Here is a 15,518-nt window from a genome sequence, read left to right as displayed (position 1 = left end):
GGCAGCGACCTCGTCCCTTCAGCGGCGGACACTCCGGAATTTTCGCTGTGGATCCGAACGGGCCGATCCGCTGACCGGCGAGGACGACACCGGCCTGCTGCTGGTGGCCCTGCGCCCGGTTCGGCCGTCAAATCCGCGGAGCTGAGCTAAGTGTTGAGCTGACTGCGGGGAAACACCTGGGATCGCGGTCGCGGCTCAGGGACGGGTCGGACGTCTGACGGGCCAGCTCCCCGCGGCTAGTTGGTGCCTACTGACCGCGGGGACTGAGCGGAGCACTGCTTCAGCGGGTTTCTCGCGGATAGCGGGCTTCCCAGTGCGCGGCATGACGGGGATCCGCGTGCGGTGGGTGGGCGGAGAAGTGCCAGAACGCGTCGCCCGCAACGGTTTCCACCAGATCGCGGGGTTCGAGCCGGAGCAGCCACTCGGCGGGCAGCCCGGGCATCCCGTACCGCGCGCCGAGTGCCGCACCGGCCAGCGCGCCGGTGATCGCGCTGCGGCCGGAGTGCCGGATCGCCGCCGCCAAAGTCCAGCGCGGGTCGAAGAACCGGCGGAAGACCGCGGTCATGCTCCGCCCGACCGCGTCCGCGGCGGTCTGCCCGGTGCCGAGCGCGTCCAGTTCCTCGTGGTCGGCCCGGACCAGCTCGACCCGCGCCCGGGCGGCGCTCGCCAGCGTCCCGGCGACCGGGCCGGACACCGACCCGGCGGCCAGCATCTGCTCGACGTGCACGTGCGGGGGCCAGACCGGGTCGGCGCGCTGGAACAGCCGGGCGAACAGTTCGGCGATCGCCGCGGCGGAGTCTGCGGTGGGTTCGTCGGCACCGGCGCCCGCGGCGAGCAGCCGGCCCGCTTCCGCCGCGGTGCGTTCGCCGGTGTCCGGTTCGCCTCCGCACAGCGCGGCGGCCAGGCCCGGGACGAGGAAACTGACGTCGTCCGCCGAAGCGGGGGCGACGGGGACCCGGGAGCGCAGTGCCTCGACCCGCGTCAGCCGCGTCTTCGATTTCCGGTTCCTGCCAGCGACGTTGGGCACGAGCGCCGGTTTCGCGCAGATCCGGGGTGCCGGGCAGCGCTCGCAACAGGCCGTCGGTGTGGAACAGCAATTGCGCGGTCAGCGGACCGAGCGCACCGATTCGCGCCGGTTCGCCGTCGATCTCGGAAACGGGCGACCGGTCCACGGCCAGCCCGAGGGATTCCCCGAGAGCGAACCCGATGAACGCGCCCGCGATCCGGTGCCATTGGAAGCGCACGCCGTCCGCGTCCTGCCGGAAGAACTTGCCCGAACCCGTGGCGTGCGGGCGAATACGGCCTTGAGCGTCGCAACCGGCGGTCAGCCCGTTGGCGGCGAGGTCTTCGGGCCAATCCTGTCCCGGCGGCGCGTCGAGATCGCTGGGACGCGCCCCGTTGTGCCGCTCCCAGGCCCGGCCGACGACGAACCGTTCGCATTCCTCTTCGGACAGTTCGAACCCGGCCGCCCGGGCTTTCGCCACCGCCTCGGGCAGTCCGGCCAACGGCTGCGCCAAGCCGAACCGCTCGCCGACCACCCGGGCGGTCTCGGCCACCCGCGCCGAATGCTCGGGCGAGACCTCGACGACGCGCGGAGCCGGGCGCAAGTTCGGCCAGTCGCGGCGAGCCTGGGCCAATTCCTCGGCGGTGAGCCGGTCGGCCGGGAACGATCCCGGGTTGATCCGCAGACCGGCGCCGGGGAAGTCTTCGAGGACCGACAGCACGTCGGCGCGGAGCCACTGCGCCGTGCCGACCGGCAGCCTGCGCCGCGAGCTGTACACCCGCAGGATCGTCCGGTCGTCCTCCCACTGCTGCTCCAGCGGCAGCCCGCGGCCGGGGTCGAGCGGCACGAGCACCTCGGCGCTCAGCAGCCCGGCGAGGTAGCGGGACCGGTCGTAGCGGCCGGTTTCCGCGCAGCCGAGCAGGTATTCCAGCGGCGTGTCCGCGGGCGGGTACCCGAGCCGTTCCGGCCCCTGCCGGTAGCCGGGGTTGAGCCGGATCTCGCCGGTCGGCGCGCCGTCGGCGTACTCGCGCCAGGCGAGGACGGCTTCCGCCGGCACGCCGAGGTAGGCGACGCCGCTGTGTTCGAACTCCGGCTCCAGGACCTCGCGCCAGTCCGCCTCCCCGGCCGCCGGGACCGGCGAACTCGGCAGCCGCCCCTGCGGGCTGAGGTCGGGCCGCCGCAGGGAGCCGTCCTCGCGGACCACGAGCGCGGGCTGCGGGACCAGAGCCGCCAGCCAGTCGCCGGTGTCCAGCGCGCGGGCCGAGTCGTAGGGCACGTACCAGCCGTCGGGGACGCGCAGCACGTGGTCGCGGTCGACGCGCACGGCGTGCTCGCCGGCGGTCAGGTCGACGGGGGTGCCGGTGCGCAGCCATTGCTCGACCTTCGCTGCCGCGGCCTCGGCGTCTGAGGTTCGCACTGTCGTTCCTTTGTCGGTCACCGGTAATCCCTCGCCAATCCGTTGCGGCCGTTCCAGATCCGGCCGGACCACTGCTGCCCGCCGATCCGGCCGAGCCGCTGGACTTCTTCGTGCCGGTCGCGCGCCTCGTCGGCGGCGTGCTCGCTCATCCCGCTCGCTCGGAGCATCCGCACCAGCCACCCGGGATCGATCGCGCGGATGCGCTCCAGCACGTCGGCGTCGAGCGGCCGGTCCAGCCAGGCGGCCACGAACGGCGAGTTGATCCCGATGAGATCGTCAGCGTAGTCCGGGAAATTCTGCCCGTTGTCGATCGCGACGACCTTCCCGTCCTTGGAGAGCGCCTTGCAGTCGGAGCTGGCCCCGACATAGCCCAGGTATGCCATTTCCTGCTGGTGCGCGCGCGGATAGGCCGAGACGTCGAGCGCGGAGGAGAGGCCGTCGATCCGGCGCTGCGCGGAACCGCGGCCGCGCGGGCCGTCGATGTACGCGGTGACCGGCACGACGTCCGAACCGGCAGCTCGGGCCAGCCGGTACATCGCGTTCTCCCGAAACCCTTGCCCGCCAACGGGAATCGGCACGGCCAGCGTGCGGGATTCACCCTCGGCGGGCTTGTAGATGGCTTGCGAACCGTCGGCGTAGGTCAGCCAATGGGTTTCATTGGCGCTGGCGAGGCGGTCGCCGAACTCGACGTGGCTCACGATCTCGGCGGCGGCCAGCAATGCTTCGTCCGGGTCTGCAAAGGACTCCGGTTCCGCGGGTGCCGGTGCGGGCAGACCGCGGCGCAGGGCTTGTTCGAAGAGTTCGCGCTGCCGTCGGCGCAGGATCGCCGCGACTGCTTCGTCGCGCGGGCTGCTCGGCGTGGTTTCCTCGACGGCACGGGCGAAATTGCCCAGTGCCCGCGCGGTCCCGGCGACCTCGTCGATCGCGGTCAGCCCGAGCCGGAGTTCGGCCGGGCGGCCGTCGGGCAGGCGGAGAGACACCCGGATCTCGCGGTGTCCGGTGGGGTCGGGCGCGGCGAATCCGTCCTCGACGCCGGTGATCCGGGCAGGGCCGTCCCGCCGCAGCACCTCCAGAGCCTGGTAGATCCAGGAGACCCGGTCGAACCGGACCGAGCCGGGTCCGGTGGCGCCAGTGGTTTCCCGGGCCAGCCATGCGACGAGTCCGGCGACCTCGCCGGGCGGGCCCACGGGCGGGGCATCGCTGGCGTTTTCCCGGATCGACTCGAGCGTCTGGGCTTGGGCGGGAGTCGGTTCGAGCGGCCGGGGCGGCGGCGCGAGCGCGTCCTCGCGCAGGACCGCCTCCGGGCCGCGGGCTTCGACCTCCGCCACCGCCTCGGCCAGGATGACGTTCTCCGCCGGTTCCGGGGGCGCCTCGACCTGGGTGTTCCCGGTGACCACGACATCCAGCTTCGCGAATTCGCCGTCCGTCGGGATCCCTTGCTCCGCACGCCATTCCCGCAGACCCTGCTTGCTGCGGTAGAAGTGCGGCTTGACGTCGGTGTAGAACTCGACCCCGCGCTTGCCGGGCGGCAGCGGCCCGTTCCACGCCTGCACCGCCGGATTGGCGCCGTGCCGGGGCGTTTTGCCCCAGACCTGGCTCGACTCCTCGATCAGCTTCGCCGTTTCCGCGGATTGGGTGCGGCTTTCCAGCCGGTGGTAGGGACCGTAACGCGCCGGTTTCGCCGGGTCCGGCGACGGCCCGGCCGGATGCGGTGACTGGCGCGTCGGCGGCCGGAGCGGGCGGCGCGGGCCGGGCGTCGAGAACTTGACCCCGCGTCCCTCGTCCACCCCGGACGACAGCGGATCCCGGGCGAGGTCCCGGTGCCCCGGTGTCCACATCGGACCAGGCGCGGGCGCGCGGGTCGCCTGCGGTTCGCCGTACGGGCGGCGCAGGTCGACGCCCGGGACAGGGGCCGGAGCCGGTGGGTCCGGCACGTACAGCTTGCCCGCCGCGGGCTGGTACTCCGGCGGCGCGTCGGGCCAGGGCAGGAAGGCGTCGGTGAACGGAAGCAGGGCCAGGCGGGCCGGATATTCGGGCAGGCGCAGCAGCGTCCCTTCCAGCCGGTCGAAGAACGCGATGCCGTAGGGACCGTGCGCGACCCAGCACAGCTGGTGGTATTCGTTGTCGTCCCGGTCCGTCGTCACGATCTGCAGCAGCGCCCTGGCTCCGAGCGGCCGTTCCGCCATCGCGATGATCACGCTGTCGTAGGAATCGTGGCTGTGGAACCAGAATCCGCCGAACCAGTACGCGAGGTAGCTCTGGTTCACGGTCCCGTCGGGATTCCACGCGACACCGTAGGCGTTCGGGTCCGGCCGGTCGTAGCCGGGCTGCGCCTCCCGCACGAAACGGGCCGCCTGCGACTTCGACACGGTCCCGGCCTCGATCGCGGGGAGGGCGTGCGTCCGGGTCGCCCGCGCGTACGGCGATCGCCGCCACAGGTGGAACACCGGATGCGTGAGGACGTGGACCGGCGGGCTCTGCTGTTCGGCGGGCAGCGGCGGAAGGTTCTTCCCTGCGAACTGGGGCGACTGCCGCAGCACGTCGTAGACCGCGCGCAGCCGTTTCCCGTAATAGCCCTCGGTGCGCTCGGCCGGCCGGACCGGATGGAGCCCGGCGGGCGGCAGGACGACCGGTTCCGTCGACCGCAGCGCGTCGAGGTCGACCGGGAGCAGATGGATCTCCAGCGCGCGGAGCGGCAGCTTCGTGGCGTACCCGGTCATCGGGTCGACGAAGATCGGCACGCCGATGCGTTCGAAGACCGGCCCGCTGGTGCGTTCGCTGACGACCACCGCGCTCACGTGCCGCGCGATCGTGCCGTCGTCGTTGAGCGAGCGGACCGCGACCGCGCCCACGAACCCCTTGCGGCCGGTGAGCGCGGCGATGAGCCGGTCGTACTCGCTGCCGTAGGCCTCCCACGTCCCGCCGAGCCGCTCCCAGAGCGCGGCCAGCGTCTCCGGCTCCGCCCCGGCGGGCACGGCGGTGGTGTCCCAGCCCGCCATCCGGTGGAAGAAGGCGCTCGTGGCGGACACGCAGTTGGACCGGTACCGGTAGCGGTCGAGGCGGACGGACCGGTAGTGCGGGTTGACTTCCCGCAGCAGCGGCACTTCTTCGCGCAGCAACGGGGTGAGCACGGAGGCGGGCGCGGTGTCGGCGGTGACGGCGGGCAGCGTGTACTTCCCGTTCTTCTTCCTGAACCAGAGCTCCAGTTCCACGGCCTTCCTGGCCTCGCCGAGCTGCCCGGAGCTCCAGGTCCACGCCCGCTTCGCCCAGCCTTCGGGCAGGACGTCGGCGAGGAAGCGCAGTCCGAGCACGGTCCGGGCGGGGGCCGGGCGGCCGTCGAGGTCGCCCGCGAGCACCTGGCCGGGGCTCCGGTACTCCGGTTCGGGCAGCTCGGCGGCCGGCGGTTCGAGGCGGGCGAACCGCATCGGGTCGCTCGCGGCCTGGTACTCGTCGAGGAGTCCGTTGAGCTCGCGGATCGTGGCCACCGCGAACCGGGCGGCTCGCGTGCGTTCGTGCTCGAACGGGAGCAGCAGCCGGCGCAGCTCGCCGGGGAGCCGCTCGGTCGGTTGCCGCAGCAATTCGCGCACCTGGCGGGCGAGCTGGCCGTCGCCGTCGTTCTCGTGCCAGTGCGCCAGGAGCTTCACGTACGCGGCGATTTCCTCGTCCCGGGGCCGCGAATCCAGCAGCCCTGCCATCCGGTCGGCGAGCTGGCGGCTGCGGGCGTGCTCCCGCACCAGATCTCCGAGCCGTGCGGCGAGGGTTCCCGTGCCTTCGTACTGCCGCACCACGGAAATCAGGCCGCGGAGCAGGGCCGCGTCCGCGGTTTCGTGCTGCCGCACCACCTCTGCCACGTGCGCGGCGAAATTTCCCTCTCCGGTGCGCAGATACTCCCGCAGCGTGGCGTCCAGGTGGTTGGCGAGGAAGCCGTGCTCGCTGCCTTCGTACGCGGTCAGCTGCGCCTTCGCTCGGGCGGACAGGCGGGGCAGTTCGTCGCGCAGCAAGGTTTGGCGGCGCTCCAGAGTCGGGCGGAAACCCCAGTGCCCCAGTTCGTTCTCGACCGCGCGGTCGAGGGCGTCCAGCTTCTCCCGCAGTTCCGCCGACCACTTCCCGGAGCGCAGGCTTTCCTCGGTGAAGGTCAGCGGCTCGAATTCGGAAAGCGGCGTCACCGCGGGAAGCACCGGCTGTTCGCCTTGCTGTCTCCCGGCGATCTCGAACAGGAGCCGGATCACGTGGCCGTTGGCCACCGCGTCGCGATCGCTCTGCTGCTCGACCGGAGTGCCCGCCCGGTCGTCGGTCAGGATTTCGCGGTTCCGGTAGTACGGCTTGCCGACGATCGCGAGCAGCCCGGCGACGGCGGCCGCCACGCCGCCCCACACGGGCGCCCCGGCGAGCACGCTCAAGCCGGCCGTGAACCCGCCCGCGGCCGCCGATTTCGCCGTGATGACGGCGGCGTGCCGCAGCCGGGAAACCGCCGCCTTGCGGGCCACCGGCGTCGGCAGCAGCGGGGGCTTCGAGCGGATCCTGGCGAGCGCCCGCTCCAGTTCGGAAGCGCGCGCCGGGTCGAGGCCCGGCCGCGCGTTCGCGGATCCCACCGCGGCGAGCGCGTCGCCCACCAGCGCCCGCAGCAGCAGGTCCCGGTCGCGGATTCGCGCCGGCAGCTGGATTTCGCGTTCGGCGCGCATGCGCATCGCGATCCGGGTGAGCTTGTTGCGCACCTCGCCCGCCGCGAGGTGGTTGTCCGCCAAGGCGGAGATCCAACCGCCGACCCCCAGTTTGGCGAGGTCCACGGCGGCCAGGACCTGCTGCGGAGTGAAGTGGTCGAGAAGGGCCTTGAGCGGCTGGATGCTCGGATGGGTGATCTTGTACAGGTCGGGCAGATAGGGCAGGAAGCTCGCGACGGCGTCCATCAGGTTCAGTCCGGTGACGTGCTCGGCGAAAGCCACCTCCGCGCGCCGGGCAGGCCCCGGGGTCAGCTCGGCGAGCGCGGCGTCGGGGACGACGCCTTCGGCCAGCAGCTCTGCGATCGCGGCGCGGGCGTGAGTCAGCTGCCGGTACAGCTCTTTGGCGTCTTCGAGATCGTACTCGTGCAGCAGGCGCCGGATCGCGTCGTGCGCCGCCAGCTCGGCGCCCTTGCGCCGCCGTCGGCTGTAGCCCTCCGCGAGCGGCCGGAACACCGCTGTGCCCAGCCCCATCGTGACGAGCGCGAAGAACGAGCCGGTCGCGATGTCCAGCGGGAACCCGACCGCGGCGGCGGCTCCCAGCGCGACCACCGGCGGGGTGCTGAACCGGACGATCCGGGTGCGCAGCGGCAGGGCGATGTCCGGGGCGTCGCTTTCGAGCTGTGCCGGGGCCGGCACGGCGGTGTTCGGCAGTTCGGAGCCGAAACTGACTTCGTGCCAGCTGCTGACCAGTTCTTGCTGATCCCGGCCGTGGTCGGCGTTCGCGCGGATCTCGTCGTACTTCTTCTTCAACGCGGCCTGTTTGTCGCTGGCGATGTCGTAGCGCCGGGTCATCGCCGCGCCCAGCACCGCGGACGTCGCGCCGAACACGAAATAGCCGATGCCGTTTCCGGGGTGCCCGCTCGCGAAGCCGGAAATCGAAAGCGCGACAGTCATCGCCGCGGTGGCGGGCTGCTCGAACACGACGGTGGTCGCGATGGTGAACGCCGTGGTCGGGTAAGCGGTGTCTTTCCGCTCCACGGCGAAGGTGTCCACGACGGCACGCGCCTTGGCGCCGAGCGCCTCGACACGGTAGGAGTAGTCCGGCAGTTGCTTTTCCAGCCCCGCGTTTTCGAGCAGGGTACGCAGCTGGGCGATCAGCTGGTCCCGGCGCCGCGAACGCCAGCGCGGAGCCGCGGCGATCCGGTCGCCCAGCACTTCGAGCCGGGCTTCCAGCGCGCGGTCCGCGGGGCTTTCCGGCAGCCGGTCCTTGTCGGTGTCCGGGCGCAGCGTTCCCGGCTCGCAGGTCGCGGTGCGGAAGTAGCGCGTGCCGAAAGCGAGTGCCGCGGCGGCGATCTCTTCGACGTCCTTCGGCCGGAGCCGGGCCGGGAGGTAGCCGGACAGTTGCCGGGCGCCCGGGTGCACGGACACCCCGGTCGATTCGAGCGTGGTGCGCGGCAGCACGTGGAACGCCGCGGTGAAGAGGTGCCGTCCATTGTGGAACACGTCGTAGTGGAGGTCCGGTCCGGCGGGCACCACCAGGACTCCGGTCCGTTCGGCGGCCTTTCCGATCTGCTCGCGGACCGCCGCTTCGACTGCCGGGGCATGGTCGAAACGGCGCGCTTTGGCGTCCGCGGGAAGGCGGTGGCCGATTTCGACGGCGGGGTCCGCGACCGGCCATTGGGTGACGCGGTAGCCCTCGACCGCCTTGGCCGGACGGTATCGGTCGACCACCGCCAGCGCCCGGTCGACGCCTTCCGTGCGGTGTGCGGCCAGCGCGGACAGTCGCACGCCGGAGTACGGGTCGTCGCTGGCCATGCCGAGGTAGGACAGCAGCCGCGCCAGGTGGGCGCGCATCCGTCGCCGGTCGCGCCACCCCGTCCCGTCCCGGTCGAGTTCCGCGCCGAGCGCGGCGACCTGAGCGAGGTAACCGAGGTCGGCCGGCGTGGGCGCGGGGGCGGGGCCGGGGAACCGGTCGTGCCAGAACTGGTGCTCCGGCGGGGAATCCGGCTCGCCGCGCCGGTGCGCCGCGATCTGTGCCGCACCTGCTGCCATCGCGTGGGCCATCGGGAGAACGGCGAGGTCCTCCGGCAGCCAGTCGGGCAGCCGGAGGACGACCAGCGGCAGCGGATGCCCGGCCCCGGGCTCCCGGAAGACCTGGAAGGTGATCGGGTTGCGCGGGGAGTACCCGAGGTTCGGGGCGGAGATGACTTGGAAGGCGAACACGGTCCCGGACTGGTCGAGGAACACGGTGTCGTCCGACGGCGGGGGGAACGGGCCGTTTTCGACCACGCGCGCCCCGGCCGCGACTGCCGCGGCGGGCAGCATGCGCCGGGCGATTTCGTCGGCGGTCGGACGCTGGCGCGCCGCGGCGATCGTGCTCAGCGGGGTGTGGATCTGGATGGCGGCGGTGAGCGGCGGTGCAGCCGCTTCCTCCGCGCTGGGCTGGGGGGCGTTCGACCGCGGCTGGGGTGCGGCGGGGGATTGGGCGGCGGCGTTCGCGGGTGGTTGGAGCGCGGCCGGGGTCTGGGCGGCGGCGTTTGCGGATAGCTGAGGCGGGGCGGGGGACTGGGCGGTGCCGTTCGAGGGCGGCTGGGGCGCGACAGGGACGTTCGGTTCGGTCTCTTCCGTCGCGCGCCGTGCCTGCTCGGCGAGGTCGACGTGCTCCTGGTGCTTGGCCGCCGCCTTGCCGGACAGCCATTCGGCGAGCCCCGGGGCGATCGTCGGCCGGAGCGGGCCGACGGCGTGCGCGGTCAGGCTGGTGAGGAGGTTAGTCCGCGCGGCAAGGACTTCGAACGGCGCGCCGGGGCGGTGCACCGCGACCGCGTCGAAGCCCTCGGCGAGCAACTGCTGGGACAACGCGCTCAGCGAGTCGGGGTCCGCGGCCGTCATCTCGCCGGTGAGCACGACGAACTGGCTGTGCGCGCCGTTCGCGGCCAGATTCCGGCGCAACCGGGCCAGCACTGTCTCGCGGTCATCGAGGCTCGCTGCTCGCGCGACGACCACGTGATAGTCCGGTCCGGTCGAAGTCGCGTCCCGCACCGGGAACGCGGGGAAGGCCGTGTCGCCGTCCGGCCGGAGCGGCGCGTCGAAGACGCCGGGCTGCCACAGGTCGCCCAAACCGGTTTCGTGGAGGGCTAGTTCGGTGAGCACCGCCGCGGCCGTGACCTCCTCGTCGGGGCTCGCGTGCAGCGGCGCGAAATCCGGGGCGAAGGTCCTGATGTCCGCAATGGACATTCCGGCGTTCACCGCGGCGAGCAGCCCGGAGGCGGTCCACAGTCCTTGGGCGTCTTCGAAAGCCTGTTTCCAGGGCGGCCGTCCGTCGATCCATTCGCCGAGCCAGCGCAGTTTGTTCCGCAGTGCTTGAAGCTGGTCTTCCGGCAACCGCGCCAGTTCCCGGCCCAGCGCGGCGAAATGCGTGTTCCTCGCGACGGGCGCGTTCTCGTGCCGGAGCAGCAGGTCCAGGGCGGCCACGGCGTCGCTCGCGGGCAGCTGCGCGATCTGCTGCAAACCAAGCTGTCCGCCCGGCCCGGCGGCTTCCCACAGCTCCGCGAATACCTTGCCCAGCCAGGGTTTCTCCGCACGCGCCGGTGCGGCGGCCGATTCGGCGCGCACTGTGTCGTCGAGGTGCACCGCGGTGGTCCGAGAGTCTTCGGCGGGCCGGGTGCGGTCGCTGTACAGGACGGCGGCGAAGCCCATGTTCCGCAAGTTGCCGGTGAGATCGGCGAGATCTGCCTCGCTGGCGTTGCGCCAGTTCCCGCTGAGGACGACGTACGGCTTGTTCTCCCCGGGGCGCTGGCTCTGCAGATACCGCCGCGCGTTCTTGATGAGCCGTTCCCGGTCGGCGGAGCCGAGACCGCGCAGCCGGGCCACGACGACGTTCCGCCGTCCGCTGTCGGCGTGCGCGAAGGAGAACTCGGCCAGCCCGATGGTTTCGCCGTGGTCGTAGACCTGTCCGCGAGGCTGGAAATCCGTGGCGCCGCCGAAGCCGAGCGCTGCCCACTCCGCGTCGTCGGACAGGTTCAGCGAGTGGAGGAAACCCAGGTCCGGGCTGACCAGGTCGAGGTATTCCTGAAGCAGTTTCAAGGCCAGTTCGTAGGCGTGTCCGGCGAGCTCCGGGGTGTCAGCCGCCGCGGACTTCCCTAGCTTGAGCAGCGCCTCGATGCGGTCCAGCAGTTCGCGGCGCTTGGTGTACTCGGCGTAGGCGAACGACAACGTCGTGAGGGCGCCGTACCGCAGGTAGATGCCCGCTGCGCCGTCGCCGGTGGTTTCCTCTTCTTCGGCGACCTGGACGCGCGCCCGCGGCCTTCCGGCGAGTTCGGCGAGCCGGTCGCCGACGAGGAGCCGGTCCGCTTCCCGTTCCGTGGCGAGAAACCGGAGCTTGTCCGCGAGACTCGCGTCCTGATGCGGCAGCCCGCGGCCCGCCTTGCGCACCCGGTCGTAGAGCACCTTGTCGACGATCCAGCGGAGGATGTCGCCCGGGCGGGCGCCGGTGGCGCGGACCATCGCCCACAGATCGGCCAGTTCTTGTTCGGTGAGCTGCTCGCGGATCTCGCGCGGCAGGTCGAAGCGCTCGTCGGCGTCTTCGTCCGGAACCGGCGGCAACGGCTTCGCCTCGCCCGGGTAGCCGTGCCGCAGCGGCACGACCTCGGTGTGCTCGCGGACCGGCCGCGCCTTGGTTTTGTCGGCGGGGTAAGGGAAAGCGGAGGGAACGACGGGCGGCACTTCTGGTGCGTCGGGCAGCGGGTAACGCACATCCGGGACGGATCCGGGCTGGTCGCTGCGGCCGGGGAAGTCCGGCGGCAGGTACGGGACGGTGACGTCGCCCTCGCGGAACGGGCTGCTCGGTGCCGGTGACGCGGGACGCGGGTCGCTGGGTCCCGGTTCGGGTCGCGGATCCCCGACGCGAACCGGTACCGGGTCGCCCACCCGATTCGGGCGAAGATCGCCGGGACCCGGGGCTGGTTCGGTCCGGATCGGCGGCCGCGCGGGGAACCCGATCTGCGGCCGCACCGGATCCGCGACGACTGTGGGTGCCGGGCCGACGACCGGGCCGAGCAGGCTTTCGGCGAAACTCACCGGCAGTCCGAGCCGCGTGCGGGGGAGCGTCGGCTCGGTCCGGACTGGTTCCCGCGGCTCGGTGCGCGGGTGCTCCGGGGTCGTGCTCAGCTCGTCGAAGGCGGCGCGGAACTGCTGGCGCGGCCCGCTTTCCTCCGGGGTCGGCACCTCGGCCAGCCAGTCGCGCAACGCCAGCCGGAAGTCACGGTTCTTGGCGGCGTCCAGGTTCCCGGTCTGGGCGTCGTGCAAAAGTTGCAGGTGCGCGGACAGCCCGCCGGAACGAGCCTGCGCGCGGTAGTTGTCCCACAGGTCGGGGAGGGCGCGGACGCGCTCCGGAGAAATCGTGCCCTCACCGCCCGGCAAGCGCGCTCCGGCGGCCTCCGGCTCAGCATGGGCAGGCCGGTTCCCGACCGCCAAAGCTTCGCTCTCCCCGGCGATGACGGGAACCAGGCGCAACACCGCCCTAGCGCCCGCCTCTCCGCCCGAGAGCCCCTCGCCGGGCAGCAACGTGAAGGCAACCGGCTCCGGCGGCGGCTCGGGGGTCTCGGCCTTCGCTGTCGCTTCGTGGGCTATTGCTTCGTGGGCTTTGGCTTCCAGCCCCTTGGCCTCGGCCAGGAGATCGCCGGTCCTCGAGAACACTTCCTCGAACGCCGTGCGGGCGGGACGTCCTTCGGCGGAGGACAGGTTGCTCCGCGCCACGAGGGCCTGTTTGAGTTCCGCTTCGGTGAGTTCCCGGTGCACCATCCGGTCGGCCAGCGCGAGATGCCGGGACGCGACGCCCAGCTCCGCCAAGTCCGGCAGCGAGTACCCGAGTTCGCGCAACCGCCCGAGGACTTCGGCGAGTCCGGCTTCGTTCCGCCGGGTCTCGACGTCGAACCACCGATCGCCCGGCCGCGGCCCGGCGGGGTGGCCGCCGAGCGAGCCGAGCAGCTGGTCGCCGAGCCAGCCGATGCCGCGGTCGCGCGCGTAGGCGGCGCGCTCGGACAGTTCCGCGAGTTTCGCTTCGGGCTCGGACAGCAGGAGTCTCTTGGCCCGCCCGGCGAACGTCTCCTTCGGCCGGAAGTCCTTGAGCTCCGCCGGTGCGGCCTCGTCACGGCCCGCGGCCTCGGCTCGCTGCGGCGTGGGCTCGCTGTGGATCGCGGTGGTTTTTGTCGGCTGGGCATTGTTTTCTGCCGACCGGGTGGTGCGGAGCGGCGTGGGTTCGTTGTGGGTGGCGGCGGCGGTTTTTGTTGCCCGGGCACCGCTGTCGGGTGATCCTGCCGTTTTCGTGGGCTGGGGACTGCTGTCTGCGGACCGGGTGGTCCGGAGTGGCGTGGGCTCGCTAGGAGTCGCAGTGGTTTTCGTCGGCCGGGCACCGCTTTCCGGCGATCCTGCCGTTCGCTGCGGCACAGGCTCGCCGTGGGCCGCCGTGGTTTTCGTCGGTTGGGCACCGTCGCCAGCCGTCCGCGCGGTCCGGAGCGGCGTGGGCTCACCGTGGCGTGCCGCGGCAGCAGTGCGCGTCGTCCCGGCACCCTCGCCCGCCGAGCCAGCCGTACCCGGCCCGTCCTTCCGACTCTGAGCGGGCGTGGCCGCTTCCACCGGCTCGGCTGCCCGGCGAGCCGCGCCGGACCCCCCTGAATCCCGCACCGGACCGGTTGGCTCGTGCGGCCGCTGAACCGTCCCCGGCGGCTCATCCGGAGGAGGATTCTCCGGAGCTTTCTTCGCCCCGGCGGCCTCGACCGCCTTCGCTCCCGCGGCGGCGTCGGCATTCCGCCGCGCGTTCAGGTCGACTACCTCTCCCGCCTTCGACTCCGCGGCGGCCGTCGTCGTCTCACCGGACGAGTTCTCCGCGGCCTCGGAAACAGCCTCGTCCGCGCGCGGCGGAGCAGTCTTCTCCGGCGCGGGCGCGCTGTCCTTCGCCGGAGGGGCTTCCTTGGTCCCACCGCCCGCCCCAGCCTCCTTTGCCGGTGCCGAGGCAGGTGCGTCGGACCGCGCCGGGCTCGCGGGCGAGTGCGGCGCGAGGGGCGAGGATCGTGTCGACGGCGACAACTGCGGCGGTGCCGACGACGGCGACGACGGCCGGACAAGGTTCGTAACGTCCGCAACCGATCCGCCCGCGTCGACTCTCGGGGCCAGGCCCGCGCCGGGATGAATGTCGGTTGTACCGGTGGCCCGTCCGGCGAGGGGCACTTCGGCGCGCTGGGCCGCGGCTTGCTGTTCGGCGGAGCTGTGCGCCTCGGTGTGCTGGGCCGTTCCGGACTGTTCGGCGGAACCGTGTGCTTCGCCGGCGGACTGGGAGTGCGGCGCGGGGGAGCCGTTGCCGGGCGGCGGCATCGGGGTGTTCGGGGGACCGCCGTCGGGTGGCGTCGGCATGTGGGACCGGATCAGGTCGCGGATGGTCGGGTGCTGGTTCCCGGTCACCCGCTCGTAGGTGTTCTTCATGCCGGCCGCCCCGAGCGCGTGCATTCCGCCCCGCGCGGCGCCGGCGATCGCGCCCTGGTCCCATGGGCGCCCGACAAGGTAGTTCGTGCCCGCTCCGGTGACGGCTCCGGCCGCGCTCGCGCCGGCGACCGAACCGAGCTGCTTGGCGGCGTCCTCCGTCATCTTCGGGATTTTTCCCAGGCCTTTGGCCGAGATGTCGGTGACGGCCTTCCCCAGCGTGCGGTTCGCCGCGTGCCCCAGCGCCCCGCCGATCAGGCCCGCCTTCCACGCGTGGTCGTACTTGTCCTTGTCGAAGTCGCCGTACCCGCGCAGCGAGCTCAACTCCTGGCCCAGCACGTTGCCCACCCCGCTGCCGACGGCCCCGCGCCCGGCGTTCAGCGCCGCCTCCCCGGCGAACTTGACCGCCCCCACGCCCAGCCTCGCCGCCCGGCTGTACGCGGCGATCTTCTCGGCGAACGCGGCGACCCTGGCCACGATCTGGGCGGTGAGCCTCGCCACGAAAGCCGCCTCGCCCGCCGGTCCGGCGATCAATGTGGACAGGGCGAAAAGCGCGACGTTGATGAGGATTTCCGAGACGATCTCGCCTTTGATGTCCGCGAGGTCCTTCGCGTAGTCGCGGCAGGCTTCGGCCAATTCGTGACAGTGCCCGGCGAGCTGAACCAGTCCCTCGCTGTCGGTAGTGCCGTCGAAGAGCTGGTGCACAGCGACATACGCGGAAACGCCCGCGAGGTCGGTCCAGGTGTCGTGCAGGCTCTCGGCGTGCGGGGCCGCCTGGTCGTGCAGCGCCAGGAGCGCGTCCCGCAGGCGGTCCCAGACGTCGCCCAGGCTCCGCGCGTCGGATTCGCTGTCCAGCGGCCAGATCGCGTCGATCCACCCGGCGTGCCGGGAAAGCCAGTCGGATTTGACCCGGATCCACAGCTCTTCGGTGGGTTCCTGGACGTCGCCGTCGGCCATCGCTCGC

The 15,518-nt window shown here is 72.2% G+C and carries 2 protein-coding genes and 1 pseudogene; all 3 read right to left on the bottom strand.

What is annotated here, in order from left to right; translation table 11 throughout:
- Window positions 1–280 precede the first annotated feature (280 nt).
- The 3 genes and pseudogenes from ACWGIC_RS03480 to ACWGIC_RS03470 all read right to left on the bottom strand — a co-directional run bounded on the left by ACWGIC_RS03480 (window position 281) and on the right by ACWGIC_RS03470 (window position 15,511).
- Complete coding sequence (locus tag ACWGIC_RS03480) at window positions 281–1,027, bottom strand: ADP-ribosylglycohydrolase family protein (protein ID WP_452074307.1); 747 nt, start codon at window positions 1,025–1,027, stop codon at window positions 281–283.
- A gap of 1,138 nt (window positions 1,028–2,165) precedes the next feature.
- Window positions 2,166–2,420, bottom strand: a pseudogene (locus tag ACWGIC_RS03475) (YrhB domain-containing protein); the annotation flags it as partial.
- Between the two features lie 17 nt (window positions 2,421–2,437).
- On the bottom strand, window positions 2,438–15,511 hold the full coding sequence (locus tag ACWGIC_RS03470) for a WXG100-like domain-containing protein (RefSeq protein WP_452074306.1): 13,074 nt from the start codon (window positions 15,509–15,511) through the stop codon (window positions 2,438–2,440).
- Between the last annotated feature and the right edge of the window lie 7 nt (window positions 15,512–15,518).

The sequence above is a fragment of the Amycolatopsis sp. NPDC054798 genome (assembly GCF_053611505.1).
Note: the sequence above shows the minus strand (reverse complement) of the source record. Positions and strands in the feature narration are given on the sequence as shown.